At 61.9% G+C, this 15,538-nt stretch carries 16 protein-coding genes; 14 read left to right on the top strand and 2 right to left on the bottom strand.

All coding sequences use genetic code 11. The features are described from left to right. Positions 1–220: 220 nt before the first annotated feature. From AC07SZ_RS26985 to terL, 6 genes are all read left to right on the top strand, one after another. Complete coding sequence (locus AC07SZ_RS26985; RefSeq protein ID WP_494916595.1) at positions 221–1,282, top strand: IS4 family transposase; 1,062 nt, start codon at positions 221–223, stop codon at positions 1,280–1,282. Between the two features lie 1,217 nt (positions 1,283–2,499). After that, a complete protein-coding gene (locus tag AC07SZ_RS26980; protein ID WP_494916594.1) occupies positions 2,500–3,840 on the top strand; it encodes a site-specific DNA-methyltransferase in 1,341 nt (446 codons plus the stop codon). Beyond that, complete coding sequence (locus tag AC07SZ_RS26975; RefSeq protein WP_494916593.1) at positions 3,837–4,304, top strand: DUF5681 domain-containing protein; 468 nt, start codon at positions 3,837–3,839, stop codon at positions 4,302–4,304. Before AC07SZ_RS26980 ends, AC07SZ_RS26975 begins: the two co-directional genes overlap by 4 nt. Next, complete coding sequence (locus tag AC07SZ_RS26970; protein ID WP_494916592.1) at positions 4,297–5,736, top strand: phage terminase large subunit family protein; 1,440 nt, start codon at positions 4,297–4,299, stop codon at positions 5,734–5,736. Before AC07SZ_RS26975 ends, AC07SZ_RS26970 begins: the two co-directional genes overlap by 8 nt. Then, the gene (locus AC07SZ_RS26965) at positions 5,736–6,128 is read left to right on the top strand and encodes a hypothetical protein (protein WP_494916590.1); all 393 of its coding nucleotides are present in this window, start codon (positions 5,736–5,738) and stop codon (positions 6,126–6,128) included. The genes AC07SZ_RS26970 and AC07SZ_RS26965 overlap by 1 nt, the downstream gene beginning before the upstream one ends. Continuing rightward, entirely contained in the window at positions 6,094–6,528 is a 435-nt protein-coding gene (gene terL, locus AC07SZ_RS26960) for a phage terminase large subunit (protein ID WP_494916588.1), read from the top strand. Before AC07SZ_RS26965 ends, terL begins: the two co-directional genes overlap by 35 nt. Before the next feature lie 83 nt (positions 6,529–6,611). On the opposite strand, the gene AC07SZ_RS26955 is transcribed toward terL, so the two are convergent. Beyond that, positions 6,612–7,217, bottom strand: a complete 606-nt coding sequence (locus AC07SZ_RS26955; RefSeq protein WP_494916586.1) for a TetR/AcrR family transcriptional regulator — start codon at positions 7,215–7,217, stop codon at positions 6,612–6,614. Positions 7,218–7,342: 125 nt separating this feature from the next. Here AC07SZ_RS26955 and AC07SZ_RS26950 point away from each other — a divergent pair, with 125 nt between their 5' ends. Together AC07SZ_RS26950 and AC07SZ_RS26945 are read left to right on the top strand one after the other, a co-directional pair. Beyond that, positions 7,343–8,542 (top strand): RidA family protein, encoded by a 1,200-nt coding sequence (locus AC07SZ_RS26950; RefSeq protein WP_494916627.1) that lies wholly within the window; start codon positions 7,343–7,345, stop codon positions 8,540–8,542. After that, the gene (locus AC07SZ_RS26945) at positions 8,542–9,699 is read left to right on the top strand and encodes a M24 family metallopeptidase (protein ID WP_494916585.1); all 1,158 of its coding nucleotides are present in this window, start codon (positions 8,542–8,544) and stop codon (positions 9,697–9,699) included. The genes AC07SZ_RS26950 and AC07SZ_RS26945 overlap by 1 nt, the downstream gene beginning before the upstream one ends. Before the next feature lie 6 nt (positions 9,700–9,705). Here AC07SZ_RS26945 and AC07SZ_RS26940 read toward each other — a convergent pair whose 3' ends face one another. Continuing rightward, a complete protein-coding gene (locus tag AC07SZ_RS26940) occupies positions 9,706–10,467 on the bottom strand; it encodes an IclR family transcriptional regulator (protein WP_494916584.1) in 762 nt (253 codons plus the stop codon). 122 nt (positions 10,468–10,589) lie between these two features. On the opposite strand from AC07SZ_RS26940, the gene AC07SZ_RS26935 reads away from it, so the two are divergent. The 6 genes from AC07SZ_RS26935 (at position 10,590) to AC07SZ_RS26910 (ending at position 15,513) form a co-directional block, all read left to right on the top strand. Further along, positions 10,590–11,261 carry an amino acid ABC transporter permease gene (locus tag AC07SZ_RS26935; RefSeq protein ID WP_494916583.1) on the top strand — a complete coding sequence of 224 codons (672 nt, stop codon included), beginning with the start codon at positions 10,590–10,592 and terminating at the stop codon, positions 11,259–11,261. Then, positions 11,258–11,908: an amino acid ABC transporter permease gene (locus tag AC07SZ_RS26930; protein WP_494916582.1), complete on the top strand. Its 651-nt coding sequence runs from the start codon at positions 11,258–11,260 to the stop codon at positions 11,906–11,908. Before AC07SZ_RS26935 ends, AC07SZ_RS26930 begins: the two co-directional genes overlap by 4 nt. Then, positions 11,895–12,626 (top strand): amino acid ABC transporter ATP-binding protein, encoded by a 732-nt coding sequence (locus tag AC07SZ_RS26925; protein ID WP_494916581.1) that lies wholly within the window; start codon positions 11,895–11,897, stop codon positions 12,624–12,626. Before AC07SZ_RS26930 ends, AC07SZ_RS26925 begins: the two co-directional genes overlap by 14 nt. A gap of 35 nt (positions 12,627–12,661) precedes the next feature. Then, positions 12,662–13,450, top strand: a complete 789-nt coding sequence (locus tag AC07SZ_RS26920; RefSeq protein WP_494916580.1) for a transporter substrate-binding domain-containing protein — start codon at positions 12,662–12,664, stop codon at positions 13,448–13,450. 105 nt (positions 13,451–13,555) lie between these two features. Beyond that, positions 13,556–14,572, top strand: coding sequence for a succinylglutamate desuccinylase/aspartoacylase family protein (locus AC07SZ_RS26915; protein ID WP_494916579.1), 1,017 nt, complete (start codon positions 13,556–13,558; stop codon positions 14,570–14,572). Then, positions 14,569–15,513, top strand: a complete 945-nt coding sequence (locus tag AC07SZ_RS26910) for a threonine ammonia-lyase (protein ID WP_494916578.1) — start codon at positions 14,569–14,571, stop codon at positions 15,511–15,513. Before AC07SZ_RS26915 ends, AC07SZ_RS26910 begins: the two co-directional genes overlap by 4 nt. Positions 15,514–15,538 lie beyond the last annotated feature (25 nt).

Genomic DNA, 15,538 nt, shown 5'->3' with positions numbered 1-15,538 from the left:
GACTGGGCGGCGGCGAAGGCCGCCTACCGCTTCTTTGACAACCCGCGTGTGACCGAACACAGCGTTCTCGCTGGCCATTTCGCTGCGACCGCGGCGCGCGTTGCGGCGGTCGAAGGTCCGATCCTTATCCTGCAGGACACGACCGAATTTATCTACAGCCGCGCGCAGCCGGGCAAAAAAAACCATCAACGCCGGGCGCTACAAGGCCGGGCAGCCCAACGTGCTGACCTTGTGCGGGGTGCTGATGCATTCAAGCCTGGCCGTCACCCTAACCGGCACTCCCCTCGGTCTGACGGCGGCGAAGTTCTGGACACGAACGAAGTTCAAGGGAACCCTCGCGCTCAAGCGGCACATCAATCCCACGCGCGTACCGATCGAGACGAAGGAGAGCTATCGCTGGCTGGAGAACCTGCGCCAGTCCATCGCGCTCGTTGGCGCGCCCGAACGCTGCGTGCATGTGGGTGACCGGGAGAGCGACATCTACGAGCTCTATTGCACCGCGCAGGACCTTGGTACCCGCTTCCTCGTGCGGGTGCAGACGAACAGGCTGGCCGAGCGGCCTGCCGATGCTGCCCCACACGATCCTGCTCATCGCGTCTTTTCCCAACTTGCGGCGACGCCTTGGGCGGGACGTCATCGCATTACGGTCGATCAGGACGAGACGACCTGGCTGCAGGTGAAGTTCGCCGCCATCAATACCTTGCCGCCGGTGGGCAAGCAGAAGCGCTACAGTCCGCAGGTTCTGACTTACATCCACGCCCTCGAAGAAAATCCGCCGTCCGGTCGCGAGCCGATCGACTGGAAGCTGGTGACCAACTTGCCGGTCGAAGATCTTTCCGCGGCGGTCGAGAAACTCGGCTGGTACGCCCTGCGCTGGAAGGCGGAGGTGTTCCACAAGGTCATGAAGTCCGGCTGCCGTGCCGAGGAGGCGAGGCTCGAGACCGCCGAGAGGCTGGCGAAGTTCCTCGCCCTCATCGCGGTGGTCAGCTGGCGCATATTCTTCATCACTATGTCGGCGCGCGCCAAGCCAGACGCCGCGCCCGACATCGTTCTCACCTTCGCCGAGATCACTGCGCTCGACCGGATCGAGGCGTCCCGCACGCGACCGCGCCTCCAACGACCCACGCTCGCCGCTTACCTGCTGCAAATCGCCATGCTTGGCGGCTATCTCGCGCGCAACCATGATCCGCCACCCGGCAATATGGTCGTCTGGCGCGGCATGACCCGGCTGCATGACATCGTCTTCGGCATCTCCATTGGATCAAGCCGACGATGTGGGTAATCGGAAGACTCACCGAAGGGATACTGCGCGGCTCAGCTCGCCTCCCGTGCAGGCCTTGACTTCCCTCGAAAAGCAAGGGCTTTGGCGGGACATGTTAGAGGGCGCCGCAGCGTCTGCCGACATAATGCCACCTGTCGTAGCGCGGTATCGCCCAAAAAATCACAGAGAGAACTACAATCCGAACACCAAAACGAAGGTGGGAATGAACGAGGGTGACAAATGCGGCAACTGCCGGCATCTGGCTTGGTTGGTGGCATTGGGACTCGGCGCAAGGTGCGCCACACTGCAAACCGTGGCCGGCCGCTGATTCCAGAGGGCTATGACCCCACCGGCAAAGAATTCGACTTACCTTGCGTGCCGTCGCGAGATTTCGTGTGCGAGCGGCACGAACGCCGGATTCGGCTGGATACACCGTGAAACTAGGCCTTCGCCTCGGCACCCGAGGGAACACAAGGCTAAGCCTGACGAATAACTAGCGCCAGATTGTGATTTTTCATGGAATGAGGACCCTGTTTGAGGGGTGATTTTCGTCCAAACGGGACCCCTTAACGATGGGGTCATCAAGATGCCTCCGGTTTGATCGGAGGCACTTGTGTTTTGAATGTTGATTGTGGAGACGATTGCGAAGATACGCCGGCTGTCGCTGGTGCAGGGGAAGCCGATCAAGGCGATCTGCCGGGAGTTGAAGATCTCCCGGAAGGTGGTGCGCAGATCTGTTGGATCAGCCATTCAGACTGTATCATATTGGCAATATCTAGGCGGTTTTATAGCCCGCTGATAGGATTTGACGTCTTCCCTGATGTTTTTGATAGATTCTGAGGTGAGCATCAGACCGAAAACTCCTTATAGCGTTTTGCATGGAGTTCTCCATGCGATGGCAAGGAGACTTCAACCGTGGTCCCACCCCTAACAATTCGTATGGTCGCCCTCGAAGATATTTTGCCGAGGGCACGTTTTCGTATCCGTCGGCCATCGGGTCAACGAAGTTCGCTCGAAAAAATCAGACAATGCGGCCGACCGGTCCGCATCATTATGACCGAAGAAATCGAAGGCGAGATCCACGTAGTGGATGGTGCGGATCTGTTGCTCCAAGCCCGCTATGCAGGCAGCAAGGAGATTCTGACCGCCGATGTAAGCGCACATTCCTATCAAGAACGGTTAGCCGTTAGGCTCCACATAGCTTGGGCTCGTTCTGACCATAAGTCGGGAGTTGCCCAATGAAAAACCACCTCGAAATGCAACTCACTCCGATATCGGATTTGAAGGTGTCGCCGAATGCAGTCCGTAATCACAGCAGCGGGAAAATCCGCAAACTTGCGAACCATATTAGCCGGTACGGGCAGGTCGTCCCGGTCATTGTCGAAGCCGGCGGTTATTTGATTGACGGCCACGCAAGGCTGGAAGCGGCGGCAAAAGCCGGGCTAACGCATTTGGCGGCAATTGACGTCTCTCATCTTTCCGAGATCGACAGACGTGCCTTGAGGCTCTCACTGAACCGACTTGGAGAAGATGGGACCTGGAACAAGAAGGCATTAGGACGCGAGTTCAGAGCCTTGATGGAGGCGGACTACGAACTTGACCTGACAGGCTTCGACATCCTGGAAATCGAAAACACGCTCGAGTTGGATAGCAATGCCCCAGGTGACATCGAACAGCTAGATGCCCGTTTGTTGGCCGAGGTTCCAATCTCGAAGCCCGGCGACATTTGGAGCCTTGGCAATGGTGCTTCAACGCATCGCTTGGCATGCGGGGATTGTCGGGACGAGGGCCTGCTGCAGCGCCTATTCGACGGGCTGGCGGCGTCACTCTGCTTCACTGACCCGCCTTACAACGTCCCCATAGAAGGCTTTGTGTCTGGTCTCGGTAAGGCCAGCCATCAAGAGTTTGCGATGGCTTCGGGAGAAATGTCGAAGGAGCAGTTCGCGGGTTTCCTGCAGGCAATTTTGACAGCAACCTTTGACAGGCTGGCAAGCGGAGGACTGGCGTATGTGTGTATGGATTGGCGTCACGTTGCCGACCTGATCACAGCGACAGAAGCCCTCAACCTCGAGCTGGTCAACCTCGCTGTTTGGGTCAAGACCAACCCGGGCATGGGCTCATTTCTCCGCTCACAGCATGAGTTGATTGCGATCTTCAAACGCCTCGGAGAAAAGCATCGCAACAACGTGGAATTGGGCAAGCACGGCAGATCGCGCTCGAACGTTTGGCAATACCGCGGCGTCAATGTCATGGGGCCTGAACGCCACCTGCTGAGTGAACATCCGACCGTCAAGCCGTCCGCTATGGTTTCGGACGCGCTGCGTGATTCCAGCAAGCCAGGCGACATAGTCTTTGACCCATTTTTGGGGTCTGGGACGACGCTGCTCGCGGCCGAACGGTCAAAGCGAGTTTGCTATGCGGTGGAAATCGAGCCGCGTTTCATAGATTTGGCCATACGCCACTGGCAGGTTGAGACTGGCTTATCGGCCGTTCGGGTGTCTGACGATCGAATGTTCGACGAGATCCAAACTGCTGTTTCGGCCGAGACCTCAGCTATGTCGCTGGAGGCCTCACAATGAGCAATGACGACGGCGACGAGAAGGTCGGTTACGGCAAGCCGCCGAAAAAGTCCCGGTTCAAGCCGGGACAGTCGGGCAATCCGAAGGGGCGACGCAAACGTACCGAAAACATTGGACTTGCGATTCTAGCGGAGCTTGGACGGCCCATCACGGTGCGTGAGAACGGAAAGGAGCACATTCTCACAAAAAGGGATGCGATAGCCAAAACGATTGTCTCCCGCGCCATGGAGAAAGACGTCAGGATGATCCAACTCTTGATGAGCCTGGTGCCTGAACAATTCCGCATCCCTGAAAATGCCAAGCTCGGTCCGTCACCAGACGTTTCTAGTGAGGAGGCGGCGATCTTGGAGCGCTTTGTTGCCAGAAGGCTAGGAAGCGTTGCTACTGAACAGAGCCGAGGCGAGCAAGCAGGCCCCCACGCCGGCCCTACCGGGGCTGGAGATAAGAGGGACAACAATGACTGAAGCCTCTCGAGAAGCCTTCCTTGCTCTGTGCCGGACGCACCTATGGCCGTTTAATGACCGGATGCTGACACTTGCAGTCCCAGGCTATGAGCCCTTCCCATATATCGACCTTATGGCGGCGCGCATTGAGGACACCGTGCTGCGGCGAACGGATGGCACTCTCGTCATCAACCTGCCACCTCGCCACCTCAAGTCCTTTACGGCGATTGCAACGATGGCTTGGTATCTGGGAAGATTTCCGAGCCGAGAAGTCATGCTTGTCACCCACTCTCAAGGCCTTTCGAGAGACCTGGCCGCAAAATGCGTAACGATGATGCGGAACAAGGCATACGCGGAGATCTTCCCCGGATTGCAGATTAGTGAGGAGAGACAAGCCACGATGGACTTTCGCACCAAAGCCGGCGGCGGTCTGCTGGCGGGCAGCTTCGAGACCAGAATGACGGGGCGAGGCGCTGACCTTCTTTTGATCGATGACGCTCTATCGGCTCAAGAGGCGGAATCCCAGGCTTCCCGAGAAGCTGTCATCAACGCGTTCGATTCCATGTTCTCCACCCGTGCAAACAATCCAGCCTGGAAGTCGGTGGTTTCAATCGGGCACCGGGTCCACACCGGTGATCTCCCAGGCTATTTGCTGGACCGCGGTTTCGCTCATCTGAAGTTGCCGTTCAGGGCAGGGGAACCGGAATTCATCGTTGCTGGCCAGATCCAGTTTCGTCGGGAAAAGGGCGAGGTCTTGCAACCGAGCCGATACTCACGTGAGATCATCGCCAAAGAAATCGACACGCTGGCCCCGCATGTGTACGCCACGCAGTATCAACAACGCCCGACGGCGCGCGAATCCGGCGTTCTGAAAGCCGCGTACTTTCCAGTGGCGGCAACACCACCAAGTGGGGGTGAGACGATCTTTTCGTGGGACTGCGCGTCAAGCACGAATCCCGGTTCTTCCTATTCTGTGTGCCTTGTTTTCCAGAAGCATGGCGCAGTGAGCTACCTGAAACATATCAGTCGAGCTCGCTTGGACTATCCCTCACTGAAGGCTCAGGCCTCGGCTCTAAACGAACGATATCAGCCAATGCGTCATCTCATCGAAATGACGTCGACCGGGATTGCCTTAGCGGCCGAACTGAGAGCAATGGGAGCTAACGTTTTGGAGGTGACCCCGGGAGCGCTGTCGAAAACCCAACGCCTCGATGCCGTCATGGGCAAGATCACCGCGCAATACGTCCATATCGTTGGAGGCACAGCTGGCCTTGATGCCTTCCTGGATGAATTGACTGCCTTTCCATATGGATCGAGCGACGATCAGGTCGACGCCTTAACGCAATATCTGCAGTGGCTGGCCGGCTCCGCCACCGCAGGGGTGCCAGACCCAGTGTTTCGCCGAATTGCGCCTCGGCTCAGCAAGCTCGAGCGTTATCGACCGAAAACGTGATGTCGCGCTTCGACAATCCCGCTGCCGGTGCCGTCGTCCTTGTCATGCAACGATTGCATGTCGATGACCTAGCAGGCGTGCTTCTGGAGACTGGCGGCTGGGAGCATTTGAACCTGTCTGCGATTGCCGTGCAGGACGAGCGCGTCCCGACGGGCGTCAATCGCTGGTACGATCGCAAGTTTGGCGACTTGCTGCACCCGGCCCGTCTCGGACACGTCGAACTGGAAAGACTGAAGCGAGATTTGGGATCGCTCACCTTTTCCGCGCAGTACAACAATCCCCTGCCCGCCAGACGGCAACATGGTCAAGAGGGTGTGGTTTCGCGACTACGATCCATATCAGTTCGACCGTCGGTCGATGACCATCGTTCAAAGCTGGGACACCGCGCTTAAGGGCGACCCCTCCAGCGATTACTCCGTCGGAACGACATGGGCCAAAGACGACAACAACTATTATCTCCTTGATCTCGTCCGCGTCAGGGCAGCTTACCCAGACCTCATCAAGGCCGTCAAAAACTCCCTTTTGGAGCACGACCCTGACATCATCCTCATTGAAGATGCGGGCTCTGGCTCAAGCCTCATCGCCGACTTGGAAAGCCAGGACATCAGCACCACGCCGGTAAAAGCCAGAACCGACAAGGAAAGTCGGCTGTCACGCGTTGCCGCGATGATCGAAAACGGCAACGTCAATCTTCCTAAAGATGTGCATTGGAGAGATGACTTCCTGCTTGAGGTGCTTGCGTTCCCGCACGGAAAGCATGACGACCAGGTCGACTCGATGACTCAGCGCTGATCTGGATGAAAGACGACAAGCCGACGGGGAGGTTCCACATCGGCACGTGTTGAGATTGGCCCATCGTCAATTTTAACTGTATGTCACTCGGAGCTGGATTTGATGATCCGCGTCAGGCTGCGATAGGTTTCTTCCAGCGCTTCAAAGCCGCCTTCGGCGAGAGCGATCGGGGCAGCGTTATCGGCGATCGCCGCAAGCAGCAACGCTGCGTCGACGGGCACCACATTGGGTGCAAGCTCGCCGCGCCTGCCGGCCGATGAAAACGCTTCGGTGAACAGTGCCAAGAGCTCAACGCCAAAGTGGTTGAGCATCCGCCGGCCATCGTCCCCCAGCAGATCGGCATCCTGCCGCAGCCTCGAAATCAGGCTCCAGTTGTGTCCTTCTGTGCCGGCTGGGTTGAAGTGCCGGAAGCGGGCGCGGCTGTAAGCGATCATCGCCTCGACCTGTTCGGCGAGGCTCGCCCCCTCCTGCGACCACACAGCGCGCAGGGCGCTCAGCGTCGCCTGCATGTAGTCGCCCAGCACCTCATCGACCAAGGCCTGCTTGTTGCCGAAATGATAGTGGATGTTGGCGCGCGTCGTTCCAAGCGCCGCCGAGATGTCACCGAAGCTAGTGCCACGATAGCCATGGCGCACCAGCAGCTCCAGCGCCGTATGCTTGATCGCCTGTCTCGTATCCGTCTCATCCATGCCGGCATCATAGCCAAATCCGCGCGACTTGGACGCCGAAGCTCATGGAGTCCCCAAGCATTTGACGGAGGACTGACTTGCAAGTAAGTAAGTCTGAAAGCGAAGGAGGAGAACAGCCGGTGCAGATGCAGAGTTTCACGGATGTCGAGTGTGCGGCGCCGCAGGCCGTCCGCGCCGGTGATCTGATCTTCGTCGGCGGGCTAATGGCGACGGACGCGAACGGCGACATTGTCGCCGCCGACATTGCCGGCCAAGCGCGCGTCATCTTCGAGCGGCTGGCGGCACTTCTCGCCCATGCCGGCGCCGGCATGGGCGATGTGGTCAAGCACAACATCTATTTCAGTTGCGAGGCCGATGCCGTCGGCGCCTTCCTCGACGAGCTCGATTCCGTGCGCGCCGGCTATTTCACCGCGCCCGGCCCGACCACCACCGAAATCCGCTGCGGTCTCGACAGCGAGGGCGCGCGGCTGATGGTCGACGCCTGGGTGGTGACCGGCGGCAAGCGCGAGCTGCTCGACCCGCTCGGCCATTGGCGCTGGCGCAAGAAGCTGCCCTTCGTTCAGGGCTGGAAGATCGGCGACCTGCTGATCATCGGCGGCCAGCGCTCGCTCGATGCCGACGGCAAGGTGCTCGGGCTCGGCGACATCGAGGTGCAGACTGAAGAGGCCTTCCGCAACCTCGACACGATGCTGCGGCAGGGTGGCGGTGACCGCAACAGCCTGATGCGCCAGAACACCTATTTCCGCTTCTTCGGCGAAGGCCGCGAAGTCACCGACTATTGGGAGAAGATGACCAATGTGCGTCGCCGCTACATGTCGGTGCCCTCGGCAGCGGGTGCCGGCCTGCGCATACAGGGCATGGGCAATGCCGACGAACTGATCCAGGTCGAGGGCATCGGTATGCTCGGCGACGACAAGCAGCGGCTTCAGCCGGCCAACCACTGGGACTGGAGCATCCCCAACACCCAGTTCACGCAAGGCTGGAAGATCGGCAAGCTCGCCTTCATCGGGGGCCAGATCTCGGCCGACAACAAGGCACAGGCCGTCGGCGACAACATGGAGACGCAGACCCGCAACGTCTTCGAGTTCATCCGCCGCACGTTGGCCGAAGGCGGGCTCGACGAGAGCGACGTCGCCAAGCTCTATATCTACTACCACGCCGAAGGCAGTTGGGCGGAGATCGAGGCGACCCGCGCGGTAATCGCCCGCGTGCAGCGCGAATTCTATCCGCAGCCCGGTCCGGCGGTGACCGCGATCCGCGTCGCCGGCTTCGCCTTCGAGAACCTGCTGGTCGAGATCGAGGCGCTGGCGGTGACACGGGACTGATGTCGAAACACGATTTCACCACCGCCGAATTCGCTGGCCGGCTGGCGCGCGTCCGCGCCGCCATGGCTGCTGATGACCTCGACTGGCTGGTCGCCGTCCACCCCGCCTCCATCCATTGGCTGACCGGCAGCGACGCCAAGAGCTACCAAGAATTCCAGTGCCTGCTGGTTGGCGCGCGCGACGAGCCGCTCGTCGTGCTAACACGCCAGGGCGAGGTGCATGAATTCGAGACGGACTCGGCTGCCGGCGAGGTGCATGGCTTCGGCGGCGGCGAGAACGAGGATCCGATCGCCGCTTTTGCCGCCGTGGCGCGGCGCCATGGCGTATTGGGCAGGCGCGTCGGACTCGAAGTGCCCGCCTATTATCTTCACCCGCATCACTATCTCGGCCTTTGCGCCATCATCGGCGATGCTCTTGTCACCGAGGCGACCGAATTGATCGCCGGACTGAAGCTGGTGAAGTCACCGGCGGAGATCGGCTATATCAGGCGCGCGGCCGCCCTTGCCGACCTCGGCATGGCTCGTTTCGCCGGCGAGCTCGCGGCAGGCCAGTCGGAACTGGCGCTGGCCGGCGACATCCACGACACCTTGCTGCGCAACGGCAGCGGCATCGCCGCCAGCCCGATCAACCTCGTCTCCGGTCCGCGCTCGGCCTACAGCCATGGCGCGCCGACCGCGCGCCTGTTGCGTGAGGGCGATTTCGGCAACATTGAATTCGGCGCTACCTTCAACCGCTACACCGCCACCATCGGCCGCAATTTCGCGCTTGGAAAGCCGACGCCGCGCATGGCCCAGCTGCATGACATCGTGCTGCGCGCCAGCGACGCCATGATCGCCGCGATCCGCGACGGCGTACCGGCAACCGTGCCGCACCAGGCGGCCCGCGCCGTCATTGGCGAGGCCGGGCTCGAACCCTACCGTGTCCACACATCGGGCTATTCGCTGGGGCCGGGCTTTCCGCCGAGCTGGGCCGAGCCGCTGCACATGATCGGCGGCAGCCCGCATGTGCTGAAGGCCGGAATGGTGGTCACCATCGAGCCGCCGGTCTTCATCGGCGCCGAGGGGCTGGGCGCCCGCATCATCGACAATGTGCTGGTGACGGCGACCGGCGCCGAGGTCCTGACGAAAACACCGCGTGACATCATCGTCGCGGGTTGAGGCGGCCTACCCGCCCAGCTCATGCGCGATCTCGGCGCAGGCGAGTTTCAGCCGCGCCAGCATGGCCTCGAAATTGGGCGCAGCACTACGCCTACTGACCGCCGCCACCGTCACGCAGGCCACCGCGCGCCCGTCGCTGGCAAGGATCGGGCAGACCACATCGGTCACGCCGATGATGTCGCGGCTTTCGTGGATGATGGCGCCGCGTTCGCGCACGGCGTCGAGCTCGGCGGCAAGCGTCGTCGGGTCCGGCGGCTCGCGCATCAGCATCAGGCATTCGGCGATCATCCGGTCGCGTACCGGCTTGGGCTGGAACGCCATCAGCACTAGGCCGGAATGGGCGTCCGCCAGCGGTCGGCGATAGCCGAGCTTGAGCGAAAAATTCATGTCCGCCCCGCCTGATGCCGCGGCAATGATGACCGTTTCGCCGCGATGCGCGACGACCAGATGCGCCGCCTGGTGCACCTCCTCGGCGAAGCGCTCGACGATGGGGGCTGCCGTGCTGACCAGGTCGCGGGCGCGCGCCGTCTGCATGCCCAGTCCGAACAGCTTGTTCGACAGCATCAGCCCCTCGCCGCTCTCGTCGCGCTGGATGTAGCCGCGCGCAAGCAGCACATGGACCATGCGAAAGATCTCGTTCTTCGACCGCCCTAGCTCTTCGGCGATCTGGCGCGTGCCCATGGTCTGGCCGGCATTGGCCAGCAATTCGAGGATATCCAGCCCCTTTTCGAGGGCCGGCGCACTGTAGTTGAGCTTGTCGTCAGTCATTCTGCATCCGTTTCATAGATGACGCTTGACGTCACATATGAAGCGACGCTAGCGTGATGTCCAGCAAATCCGCGCGGAAAATAACGATCTGCGCGTGGTTGCATAGGGAACGCTCTACCTCCATGAGCTATAATTTTAAATTTGATGTCCTGCTGCGCTATGTCCCGGAGATCGTGCAAGGCGTGCTCCTCACCTTGCAGTTCTCGGTCATCACCATGCTTTGCGGTCTCGCCATCGGCCTGATCGTCGCCATGGCCTCGATCAGCCCGCTGCTGCCGCTGCGCGCCTGCGCCCGCGTCTATGTCGAGGCGCTGCGCAACACGCCGCTGCTGGTGCAGCTGTTCATCGTCTTTTTCGGCCTGCCCTCGATCGGCATCAGGCTTGGCGCCAACACCGCCGCGCTGATCGCGCTGTCGATCAACATGGGCGCCTATGGCGCCGAGATCCTGCGCGCCGGCTTCGAATCCGTGCGCCAGAGCCAGGTCGAGGCCGGCCTCTCGCTCGGCCTCACCGCCGGCCAGACCTTTCGCCATGTCGTGCTTTTCCAGGCGGTCAAGACCATCTACCCCGCGCTCGCCAGCCAGTTCGTGCTGGTCATGCTGGCCACCAGCGTCGTCTCCTCGATCGGCGCGACCGAACTGTTCCACCAGGCCGCCTTCATCGACTCTCGCACCTACCGCTCCTTCGAGACCTACACGCTGATCACCATTTCCTATCTCGTGCTCACCCTCGGCTTCCGAGCCTTCTTCGCCGGCGTTTACTGGGTGATCTTCGTCAGGAGGCCGCGCCGATGATCCGCGAATTCGCCGGCGCCGACATCGTCTACCTCATCGAGGCGGCACGCTGGACGCTGCTGCTCGCGCTCACCGCCACCGTCGGCGGCGGGCTGCTCGGCATTGTCGTCGCCGTAATGCGCGTCATCCCGTTCCGACCGCTCAACTGGCTGGCCATCGCCTGGATCAACCTGATCCAGGGCACGCCGCTGCTCGGCCAGCTCTTCGTCTTCTTCTTCGGCCTGCCGCTGGTCGGCCTCTCGGTCGACGCTTGGACGGCGGCGGCCATATCGCTTTCGCTCTATGCCTCGGCCTTCTTCGGCGAAATCTGGCGCGGCAGCCTGCAATCCGTCCCGCAGCGGCAATGGGAGGCCGGTGCCGCCCTTGGCCTCACCTATGCGCAGCGGCTTGGCCATGTCGTGCTGCCGCAGGCGATCCGTATCTCCATCGCGCCGACCGTGGGCTTCCTGGTCCAACTGGTGAAGAACACCTCGCTCACTGCGCTGATCGGGTTCGTCGAACTGACGCGGGCCAGCCAGATCATCAGCGGCGCGACCTTCGCCCCGCTGCCGGTCTACCTCACCGCTGCCGTCATTTATTTCGTCATCTGCTTTTCCCTCTCCCAGCTCGCCCACATGCTGGAAAGGAGACTTCATGTCGCTCGTTGAGCTCGCCGACATTCGCAAGCGGTTCGGCGCCGTGGAGGTGCTGAAAGGCATCTCGCTCACCCTGGAGAAGGGCGAGATCGTCGCCGTCATAGGCCGCTCGGGCTCGGGCAAGTCGACCATGCTGCGCTGCATCAACGGGCTGGAGAAGGTGCAGGCCGGCCGCATCGTCGTCGACGGCATCGACGTCACCGGGCCCAGGGCCGACCTCAACCTTCTGCGCCAGCGCGCCGGCATGGTGTTCCAAAGCTACAATCTGTTCCCGCATCTCAATGTCGAGCGCAACGTAATGCTGGCCCTCAAGCTGGTGCGCAAGCTCGACACATCGGCCGCCCGCGAAGTCGCCCGGGCCGTAGTGACCAAGGTGGGCCTCGCCGACAAGCTGCTTGCCTATCCCGACGAATTGTCGGGCGGCCAGCAGCAGCGCGTGGCGATTGCCCGCTCGCTGGCCATGCAGCCGACCCTGATGTTGTTCGACGAGATCACTTCGGCGCTCGACCCCGAACTGGTGGGCGAGGTGCTGCGCGTGCTCGAGGGTGTCGCCAGCGAAGGCATGACCATGATGCTCGTCACCCACGAGATGAACTTTGCAAAGAACGTCGCCGACCGCGTGATCTTCATGCACGAGGGCCGCATCCATGAGGATGGGCCAGCGCGTGAGACCTTGCTCGAGCCTCGTACGGCCGAACTCAGGAGCTTCCTGAACGCCGTCCTTCACTAAGAAAAGAAAGTTCAACCAGAAAAAGGGGAAGTTCCATGCTCAAGCATCTTACTAGGATCGTCACAGCCGTGCTCCTGGCCGGCGCAGTCTCGGCGATGCCGGCCAAGGCGGCCGACCTGCAGAAAATACTGTCCGCTGGGACGGTGCGCATCGGTGTGCCGATCGACGTGCCGCCTTTCGGTTCGGTGGATGCCAAGAACGAGGCGGTCGGCCTCGATGTCGACATGGCCAAGAAGATCGCCGAGGCGCTTGGCGTCAAACTTGAGCTGCAGCAGATCACCGGGGCCAATCGCGTGCCCTACCTCGTGACCGACCGCCTCGATATGGTGATCGCCGCTATGGGCGCCACGCCGGAACGCGCTCTGCAGATCGCCTTCACCTCGCCCTATGCAGCGCTTTCCATCGGAGTCTTTGGGCCCGACAGCATCGCAGTAAAGAGCGCTGCCGACCTGAAGGACGAAACCATCGCCGTTGCCCGCGGCACGACGCAGGACCTTGAGCTGACCAAGGCCGCGCCCAACGCCAAGATCGTACGCTTCGACGACGACGCCACCGCCGCAGCCGCCTTCACTTCCGGCCAAGCGCAGTTGCTGGCCACAGCGGATGTCGTCGCGAAAGACCTGATGGGCAAAGACCCGAAGGTTCAGCTGAAGCCGAAGTTCATCATTCAGTTCTCGCCCTGTTACATCGGTATCCAGCAAGGCAGCCCCGAGTTGCTGCGTTGGCTCGACACCTACATCCATCTGGGCCTGCTCGACGGCTCGCTCTCCGCGCTGTCGCAGAAATGGATCGGCACCGCGCTGCCGGCCCTGCCGCCGATCTGAGCGCCAATCGCGGCGGGAGCATCACTCCCGCCGCCCCCTCTCCACCCGCCTGCCGTTCATTGCCAATCGCCCTTCATTCAGGACGACAGTCCTGCCAAGAGAAACATGGCCCACATGTCCACCGCCCGCACCACCGTCGACTTCGACCGCTCCGGCAAGCAGATCGGCTTCGTCGACATCCCGCATTCGCCGCATGACGACGCCTGGGGCGCGACCCGCATCCCGCTTGCCGTGATCAGCAATGGCAACGGTCCGACCGTGATCCTTCAGGCGGGCAACCATGGCGACGAATATGAGGGGCCGATCACGCTCGGCGAACTCATACGCGAACTCGATCCGGGCATGGTCAGCGGCCGCATCATCCTCCTGCCAGCGATCAACCTGCCCGCCGTGCTGGCCGGCCGCCGCACCTCGCCGGTCGACGGGCTCAACCTCAACCGCACCTTTCCGGGCGACCCCACCGGCACCATCACCCAGCAGATCTCGGCCTATGTCAGCGATATCGTCATGCCACTCGGCCACGCCTATGTGGATCTGCACTCCGGGGGCTCTTCGCTCAACATCCTGCCTAGCGCCATCATCGAGCCGGCGCCCGACGCCGCTCACCGAAAGCGCAACATGGAAGCGGTACTGGCCTTCGACGCACCGCTCACCGTCGTCATCGACAATCTCGGCGAACCGCGCACCTCCACGGCCACGTCGGTGCGGGCCGGACTGACCACGGTCGGCACCGAGATGGCCGGCGCGGGCACGGTTTCACTCGACGCGCTCGGCATCTGCCGCAAAGGCGTGCGCAATGTGCTCAGCCATCTCGGCGTGCTTCCGCCAACCGGCAAGCCGCCGGCCGCGCGGCCCGAAAACATCCTGCGCATTCCCGGCCATGACGGCTACGTGCTGGCGACCACGGACGGCGTGTTCGAGCCGTTTCATGCGCTGGGCGCCAAGGTCCATGCCGGCGAGGACGCTGGTCGCATCCACAATTTGGCCGATCCCGGCCGCACGCCGGAAACCGTGCGCTATCTGTCGGACGGCATCGTCTATGGTCGCCGCCAGCCCGGCCGCGTCGTGGCGGGCAATTGCTGCGTCACCGTCGCCACCCGCTATGAAGGAGAGCTGGCGTGATCTCGCTCGAGGACATTCGCGCCGCCTCCGCCCGCATCGAGGGCAATGTCAGGCACACGCCGATGATCGCCGCCAGCAATCTGAAGACGCCCCTGGCCGGTGGCGTCGAACTGATGCTCAAGCTGGAACTGTTGCAGGTCACCGGATCGTTCAAGGCACGGGGCGCCACCAACAAGCTCCTGTCGCTCGACCGCGCTAAGCTGGCCGGCGGCATCGTCACCGCGTCGGGTGGAAACCATGGCATCGCCACCGCACGCGCGGGCTTCATGGCCGGCGTGCCCACAACCATCTTCCTGCCGACCAATGCCTCCCGGGCCAAGATCGAGAAGCTGCGGGCTTGGGGTGCAGCCACCCGCATCGTCGGATCGGCTTGGCACGAATCCAACGAGGCGGCGCAGGCCTTTGTCAGCGAAACGGGTGCCGTCTACTTCCATCCCTTCGCCGACCCGGCGGTGGTCGCCGGACAAGGCACGGTCGGCCTCGAAATCCTCGACCAGATGCCCGATGTCACCACGGTGCTCGTCGCCATGGGTGGCGGGGGCCTGGTCAGCGGCGTGGCGACCGCGATCAAGGCGCTGGCGCCGCATGTGCGCGTCGTCGGCATCGAGGCGACGGGCTCGCCGGTGCTGCTGCGCGCCCTCGAAGCCGGCCGCAATGTGGCGCTGGACAAAGTGACGACCTCGGTGGCGACCATGGCCTGCGCCAGGACCGACGACCGCATCTTCGACATTGTCCGTGACAAGGTTGATGAGATCGTGCTTGTCGACGATTCAGAGATGTTGCGCGCCGCCAAAAGCCTTTGGTTCGAAATGGGCCTTGCTGCCGACCTCAGCGGTGCTGCTGCGATTGCAGCGATTGCAGAGGGTCAAGTGCGGTTCAGATCAGGCGAGCGCGTCTGTGCCGTCATCTGCGGCGCCGGACCGGAAGCGATTCAAGGATGATCTGACTGAATGTCAGAAATGTCCA

This window comes from Mesorhizobium sp. GW821-FHT07A06 (assembly GCF_059419085.1).
This window is presented reverse-complemented; position numbering and strand designations above follow the sequence as displayed.

Excerpts from the sequence above, each read along its gene's own strand:
- AC07SZ_RS26950 (WP_494916627.1), top strand. The coding sequence starts at position 7,343 with ATGCAGAGTTTCACGGATGTCGAGTGTGCGGCGCCGCAGGCCGTCCGC.
- AC07SZ_RS26935 (WP_494916583.1), top strand. The coding sequence starts at position 10,590 with ATGAGCTATAATTTTAAATTTGATGTCCTGCTGCGCTATGTCCCGGAG.
- AC07SZ_RS26975 (WP_494916593.1), top strand. The coding sequence starts at position 3,837 with ATGAGCAATGACGACGGCGACGAGAAGGTCGGTTACGGCAAGCCGCCG.
- AC07SZ_RS26920 (WP_494916580.1), top strand. The coding sequence starts at position 12,662 with ATGCTCAAGCATCTTACTAGGATCGTCACAGCCGTGCTCCTGGCCGGC.
- AC07SZ_RS26955 (WP_494916586.1), bottom strand. The coding sequence starts at position 7,217 with ATGGATGAGACGGATACGAGACAGGCGATCAAGCATACGGCGCTGGAG.
- AC07SZ_RS26965 (WP_494916590.1), top strand. The coding sequence starts at position 5,736 with ATGTCGCGCTTCGACAATCCCGCTGCCGGTGCCGTCGTCCTTGTCATG.
- AC07SZ_RS26970 (WP_494916592.1), top strand. The coding sequence starts at position 4,297 with ATGACTGAAGCCTCTCGAGAAGCCTTCCTTGCTCTGTGCCGGACGCAC.
- terL (WP_494916588.1), top strand. The coding sequence starts at position 6,094 with ATGACCATCGTTCAAAGCTGGGACACCGCGCTTAAGGGCGACCCCTCC.
- AC07SZ_RS26925 (WP_494916581.1), top strand. The coding sequence starts at position 11,895 with ATGTCGCTCGTTGAGCTCGCCGACATTCGCAAGCGGTTCGGCGCCGTG.
- AC07SZ_RS26940 (WP_494916584.1), bottom strand. The coding sequence starts at position 10,467 with ATGACTGACGACAAGCTCAACTACAGTGCGCCGGCCCTCGAAAAGGGG.
- AC07SZ_RS26930 (WP_494916582.1), top strand. The coding sequence starts at position 11,258 with ATGATCCGCGAATTCGCCGGCGCCGACATCGTCTACCTCATCGAGGCG.
- AC07SZ_RS26980 (WP_494916594.1), top strand. The coding sequence starts at position 2,500 with ATGAAAAACCACCTCGAAATGCAACTCACTCCGATATCGGATTTGAAG.
- AC07SZ_RS26915 (WP_494916579.1), top strand. The coding sequence starts at position 13,556 with ATGGCCCACATGTCCACCGCCCGCACCACCGTCGACTTCGACCGCTCC.
- AC07SZ_RS26945 (WP_494916585.1), top strand. The coding sequence starts at position 8,542 with ATGTCGAAACACGATTTCACCACCGCCGAATTCGCTGGCCGGCTGGCG.